5 protein-coding genes and 1 tRNA gene are annotated in these 6,360 nt (G+C 61.9%); 5 read left to right on the top strand and 1 reads right to left on the bottom strand.

The annotated features are described in order from the left end of the window. Together R3217_01020 and R3217_01015 are read left to right on the top strand one after the other, a co-directional pair. Positions 1-978: GGDEF domain-containing protein (locus tag R3217_01020; protein MDX1454014.1), on the top strand; the 978-nt coding region annotated here is incomplete at its 5' end. 166 nt (positions 979-1,144) lie between these two features. Next, positions 1,145-2,395 (top strand): ammonium transporter, encoded by a 1,251-nt coding sequence (locus R3217_01015; GenBank protein ID MDX1454013.1) that lies wholly within the window; start codon positions 1,145-1,147, stop codon positions 2,393-2,395. Positions 2,396-2,456: 61 nt separating this feature from the next. Here the strand turns inward: R3217_01015 and R3217_01010 are convergent. Then, positions 2,457-2,543: transfer RNA gene (locus R3217_01010), tRNA-Leu, on the bottom strand. A 118-nt stretch (positions 2,544-2,661) separates the two neighbouring features. Between R3217_01010 and rnr the strand changes: the two genes are divergently transcribed. The 3 genes from rnr (at position 2,662) to rpsF (ending at position 6,358) form a co-directional block, all read left to right on the top strand. Next, positions 2,662-4,986 carry a ribonuclease R gene (rnr, locus tag R3217_01005; protein ID MDX1454012.1) on the top strand — a complete coding sequence of 775 codons (2,325 nt, stop codon included), beginning with the start codon at positions 2,662-2,664 and terminating at the stop codon, positions 4,984-4,986. A gap of 12 nt (positions 4,987-4,998) precedes the next feature. Then, positions 4,999-5,739 (top strand): 23S rRNA (guanosine(2251)-2'-O)-methyltransferase RlmB, encoded by a 741-nt coding sequence (rlmB, locus tag R3217_01000; GenBank protein MDX1454011.1) that lies wholly within the window; start codon positions 4,999-5,001, stop codon positions 5,737-5,739. Positions 5,740-5,893: 154 nt separating this feature from the next. Next, positions 5,894-6,358, top strand: a complete 465-nt coding sequence (gene rpsF / locus R3217_00995; GenBank protein MDX1454010.1) for a 30S ribosomal protein S6 — start codon at positions 5,894-5,896, stop codon at positions 6,356-6,358. Positions 6,359-6,360 lie beyond the last annotated feature (2 nt).

Here is a 6,360-nt window from a genome sequence, read left to right as displayed (position 1 = left end):
TTGTCCTACATGAACAGCCTGGGACTGATCGACCTCACGACGAGTCAGAAGGTCATTGGCGTTGTCCTTGCCTCGCTGACCTGCGGTGGCTTCTATTTCCTCATTGCGACCGACCTGAACCTGAAATTTCCCGAACCCAGCCTGACCTTTCCGCAGGTACTGGCGGCAAGCACCTGGTCCTTGCTGATCGCCTGGAACGTGGAGCAGGAAGCACGCATGTTGCCGGTCGTGTGGCTGCTGCTGGCCTTCCTGTTCGGTGTGTACACCTTGCGGACCCGCCAATACCTGTTGATAAGTGGTGTGACCTTGCTGGGTTACCTGGCGCTGGTTTACGAGATATACCAGGAGTCGAATGGCGGGCTGGCCTACGAGGTCGAGCTGCTGCACTGGCTGATCCTGGCAACAGGCCTGTTCTGGATGAGCCTGGTCGGGGGTTACGTGTCCATGCTTCGCCGTCGCCTGGCGGAAAGCAAGCGCGAGCTGAGCGAGTTTGCCTTCCTCGACCCGCTGACTGGCGTGGACAATCGCCGCCAGGTGTTCCGGGAGCTGGAGCGCGAGCTCTCCCGTATCCGGCGAGGCAATGCCAAGGCGCTTTGCCTGGCCATGGTGGACCTGGATCACTTCAAGGAGATCAATGACAAGCACGGACACCTGGTCGGTGATGGCTGCCTGCAACGGGTCGCCGAGAAGCTCAGTGAAAGCCTGCGCCTGACTGACATCGTCGGTCGCTATGGCGGCGAGGAGTTCCTGGCAGTGATGCCGGATACCGGCCTGGCGGGCGCGCAGATCGCGCTGGAGCGCTTGCGCGATGGCATCGCGAACATCGATGACCTGCCACAGGGTGCGCAGGTGACCGTGTCCATTGGCGTTGCGGAGTATCGCGAGGGCGACACCATCGAGGGCTTGTTGCAACGCTGCGATGAAGCGCTCTACCAGGCCAAGTCCGACGGCAGGAACTGCTTGCGGAGCGCCCACTAGAGGCGGCGCGGTGTTTCTGCCTTAATGCGATATTTGTCCTGCCGATAGTTTTCTTTCTTCGTATTGATGAGATTTATACAAGCTATAGGCTGACCGAATTGCTCCCCGACCGGGTCGCGAATGATTATCAAGACATCATTCGTTGCATCATCGAGAAGGGGGAACCATGGATAGCGGTGCGATTGCCTGGATGCTTGTCAGCTGTGCGCTGGTCCTGTTGATGACGCCGGGTCTCGCGTTCTTTTACGCGGGCCTGGTGCGTGAGCGGGAAGTCATCAACACGATGAAAATGTCTTTCATTGCGCTCGGTTTCATATCGGTGGAGTGGGCGCTGCTCGGCTACTCGCTGGTCTTTTCCGAGAACAACGCCCTGATCGGCGGGCTGGGTTTCGTCGCGCTGAACAATGTCACGACGGCGCCGAACCCGGATTTCTCCAGCGACATTCCGCATCTCCTGTTCATGGCCTTCCAGATGATGTTCGCCATCATCACGCCAGCGCTGATTTCCGGCGCGGTGGTGGGACGCATGAAGTTCAAGTCCTACCTGCTGTTCATCGTTGCCTGGGCGATCCTCGTCTATAACCCGATAGCGCACTGGGTCTGGGGTCCGGGTGGCTGGATTGGCGAAATGGGTGCGCTGGATTTCGCGGGTGGCACGGTCGTGCACATCAGCGCGGGTGTGGCGGCACTCGTAGCGGCACTGGTCATCGGCCCGCGGCATGATGGCGAATCCGATCACCTGCCGCATAACGTGCCCTTCGTGGTGCTGGGCGCTTCGCTGTTGTGGTTTGGCTGGTTCGGCTTCAATGCCGGTTCGGCGCTGGCAGCAGACGGCACGGCCGTGCTGGCGCTGGTGACCACCATGCTCGCCACGGGTGCAGCGGTCGTGGCCTGGGTGCTGCTGGAAATGTTCGATCGGGGCAAGCCGACGGCAACCGGCACTTCCATTGCGGCGGTGGTCGGGCTTGTGACCATCACCCCGGCGGCGGGCTTCGTGCTGCCGGGCGGCGCGATGTTGATGGGCCTCGCAGGCGCCGTGGCGAGCTACTACGCCCTGAAATACCTGGATCGCCTGCCGATGGACGACACGCTGGACGTGTTCGCCTGCCACGGCGTGGGCGGCATCGTGGGTTCCATCCTGACGGGCGTGTTTGCCAGCGCCCAGGCGGGCGGCGTGGATGGCCTGTTGTATGGCAATGCGGACCTGATGATGCCGCAGGTCGTGGGCGTGCTGGTGGTGATCCTGTTCACGGCGGTGATGACGGCCGCCATCCTGTACGCCATCAAGGCGATGTTCGGCCTGCGCTCGGCGGATGATACGGGCGAGTTCGGCATCGACCATGCCGAGCATGACGAGCGTGCGTACGCCTATGCCCCTGTCAGTAGCAAGGACCAGCCGGACTTTCGCGGGCATTGATTTAAAAGCCTGGTCCCGGAAAGAAAAAAGCCCGTGAGTTTCCTCACGGGCTTTTCTTGTCTGGTGCCGAGGAGAGGACTTGAACCTCCACTGGGTTACCCCAACTAGCACCTGAAGCTAGCGCGTCTACCAATTCCGCCACCTCGGCTTTCCGTCTGGCCGCCGGGCTGAGGCCGGCATTCCTTCAGGAGAGGGCGCATTTTACCGAGTGCGGCGAAGTTGTCAATGCGCTGTCATAAATCGGGCAAAACCCCCACAATGGGGGGATGACAAAGAAAAAAGACCCCAACGCCCGGCGCGAAGCCGAGAAATACGCCCAACCCATCCAGAGCCGCGAATTCATCCTCGACCTGCTCGAGGATATCGGCCGCCCGGTACCACAGGATGAGCTCGAACAGCGGTTGAACCTGAAGTCAGACGACGACCAGGAGGCCTTGCGCCGCCGCCTGCGGGCGATGGTGCGCGACGGCCAGGTCGTCCAGAACCGCCGCGGTGGCTATGGCATTGCCCGCCGCATGGGCGTCATTGCCGGCCGCGTGCAGGCCCACAAGGACGGCTTCGGCTTCCTTATCCCGGACGAGGGCAAGGACGATATCTTCCTGTCGCCGCGCCAGATGGCCAGCATCCTGCACGGTGACCGCGTCTCCGTGCGCATCTCCGGCGAAGACAACCGCGGCCGCCTGGAAGGCAGCGTGGTGGACATCCTGGAGCGCAACACCAAGCGCCTGGTGGGCCGCTTCTTCAAGGAATCCGGCGTGCAGTACATGGTGCCGGACAATTCCCGCTTCAATCATGAAGTGATCATTCCCGAGGGCAAGGCGGGCTCCGCCAAGCCGGGCCAGATCGTGCTGGTCGACATCCTCGAGTACCCGACCAAGAAGACCCAGCCGGTGGGCGAGGTCTACCAGGTTCTGGGCGAACATCGCGCTGCCGGCATGGAAGTCGAGATCGCGATCCATTCCTTCGGCCTGCCCAGCGAATTCCCGGAGCCGGTGAAGGCCGAGGCGAAGACTTTCGGCGAGGAAGTGGCCGAGAAGGCCAAGCAGGGCCGCGAGGATTTCCGCGAGCTGGATTTCGTCACCATCGACGGCGAGGACGCACGCGATTTCGATGACGCCGTGTTCTGCGAGGAAACGGCCAAGGGCTGGCGCCTGATCGTCGCCATCGCCGACGTGGCGCATTACGTGCAGCCGGGTTCGCCGCTGGACCAGGAAGCCGAGACCCGCGGCACCTCCGTGTATTTCCCGGACTGGGTCATCCCCATGCTGCCGGAAGAGCTTTCCAATGGATTGTGTTCGCTGAACCCGGACGTGGACCGCCTGACCATGGCCTGCGAAATGCTGGTCGACAAGGACGGCAAGGTTGGCCGCGCGAAATTCTTCAATGCACTGATTCGCTCGCACAAGCGCCTGACCTACACCCAGGTCGGCAAGCTGCTGGACGACGGCGATCCCAAGATGCACCAGTCGCTGGGCCGCTTCGTGCCGCGCCTGCAGGCGCTGCATGATCTCTACAAGGCCTTCGCGAGCGCGCGCAAGCGCCGTGGCGCCATCGATTTCGAATCGGTGGAAACCAAGATCGTGTTCGATGCCGATCGCAAGATCGAGGACATTGTCGAAGTGCAGCGCAATGTCGCGCACAAGATCATCGAGGAATGCATGATTGCGGCGAACGTGCAGGCCGCGAAGTTCCTGGACAAGAACGGCATTCCGACGCTGTACCGCGTGCACGAGAAGCCGCCGGCCGATGCGCTGGAGAAGCTTCGCATGTTCCTCGGCCCGCTGGGTCTCCAGCTGGGTGGTGGCGACAGCCCGAGCGCCAAGGACTATTCCAAGCTGATTGCCAACATCCAGGACCGCCCGGACAAGAGCCTGATCGAGACGGTATTGCTGCGTTCCATGTCGCAGGCGGTGTACCAGCCGGAGCTGAACGGTCATTTCGGCCTGGGGCTGGATCACTACGCGCATTTCACCTCGCCAATCCGCCGCTACCCGGACTTGCTGGTGCATCGTGGCATCAAGCACATCCTGGCCGGCAAGCCCGCGCATGAATTCCCGTACGACAACAAGCGCATGGAAAATCTCGGCACGCATTGCTCCATGGTCGAGCGCCGTGCCGATGACGCGACCCGCGATGCGGTGTCCTGGCTGAAGTGCGATTACATGAAGGATCGCATCGGCGACGAGTTCGATGGCCTGATCATCGGCGTGACGTCGTTCGGCCTGTTTGTCGAGATCAAGGGCATGCATGTCGAGGGCCTGGTGCACGTCACCACGCTGGAAAACGATTACTACCAGTTCGATCCGACCATGCATCGCCTGGTCGGCGAGCGCGGTGGCCTGGAGTTCCGCCTGGCGGATCCGCTGCGTGTGCGTGTGGCGCGGGTCGACCCGGACGAGCGCAAGATCGATTTCGAACCGATCATCGATGCCGATGAGGTGCGCGCCCGACGCAAGGCGCGTGGCAGCAAGCCGATTGCCAAGCCTTCCGGTCGCGACGATCGGGGTGGCAAGAAGAAGGGCGGCGCCAAGGGCAAGAAAAAAGACAAGCAGGGCGACAAGAAGAAGTCACGTCGCCGCCGGCGCAAGTAAGAGGCTGAAGATTTGAGCGCGGAACGCATTTTTGGAATACATGCCGTGATCTCGGCGCTGGAAGCCGGTCGTGCCTGCAGGGCTCTGTGGGTGCTGGATGGACGGCGCGACAAGCGCCTTAACGCCGTGCTGAATGCCGCATCCGCGCAGAACGTTGATGCCGTCCGTGTCGCACGCCGTGAACTCGACAAGCTGGCCGGAGAAAATAATCGTCACCAGGGCGTGATTGGCGAATTCGAGGCGGCGGCTGCGCCCAGCTTCGACGCGCTGGAAGACCTGCTGGACGGACTCGAGGAGCCGGCTTTCCTGCTGGTGCTCGATGGCGTGCAGGATCCGCACAACCTCGGCGCCTGCCTGCGCACGGCCGATGCCGCCGGGGTGCATGCCGTGATCGTGCCCAAGGACAACGCCGTGGGCGTCAATGCCACGGTGCGCAAGGTGGCCGCCGGCGCGGCCGAGCGCGTGCCGGTCTATCCGGTGACCAACCTGGCGCGCACCCTGCGGGACCTGAAGGACCGTGGTATCTGGCTGGTCGGCCTGGCTGGCGAGGCCGAGCAGGAGCTGTATGCTGTTGATTTGAAAGGCGGTTTGGGAATTGTCATGGGCGCCGAAGGCGAGGGCATGCGCCGCCTGACCCGCGAAACCTGCGATCACCTGGCGCGCCTGCCGATGGTCGGTGGGGTCGAGAGCCTGAATGTCTCGGTCGCGACTGGCGTGACGCTGTACGAAGCGCTCCGGCAAAGGCGCAGTTAAACGCCCGCCAGGGCCGGTTTCGGCTTGCATAAGTCCTTGTTATTCGGCTAATATCCCGCGCTTGCGTTCTGCGAGGTGGGCAAAAATCCCCCGTAACGCGCTCCTTGCTCCACCGGGTTGTCCGGGGGGCTGTTTAATCCGTAAGGAGATTACAATGCGTCACTTTGAAATCGTGTTCCTGGTCCACCCGGATCAGAGCGAGCAGGTTCCTGCCATGGTCGATCGCTACAAGGCGATGGTCGAAGCAGGTGAAGGCAAGGTCCACCGTCTCGAAGACTGGGGCCGTCGCCAGCTCGCATACCCCATCAACAAGATTCATAAAGCACACTACATCCTGATGAATGTGGAGTGCGGTGCCGACGTGGTCGAAGAAATTGAAAGTGCTTTCAAGTTCAACGACGCCGTCCTGCGCCACATGACTCTCCGCCGTGAAGAAGCCGAAACCGATCCGTCTCCGCTGGCCAAGCGTGAAGACGAGCGTGACGATGATCGCGACGACCGTCGTGATGACCGCGACAGCGATCGCAACGAGTCGCGCAACGATTCGGACGACAACAAGGCTGACAGCGACTCGAGCGATGACTCGAACGACGCTGACAGCGAAGAATCTGCAGCCTGAGC

It is taken from the genome of Gammaproteobacteria bacterium (assembly GCA_033720895.1).
GTDB lineage: Bacteria > Pseudomonadota > Gammaproteobacteria > Natronospirales > JAJUFS01 > JAWWBS01.
Note: the sequence above shows the minus strand (reverse complement) of the source record. Positions and strands in the feature narration are given on the sequence as shown.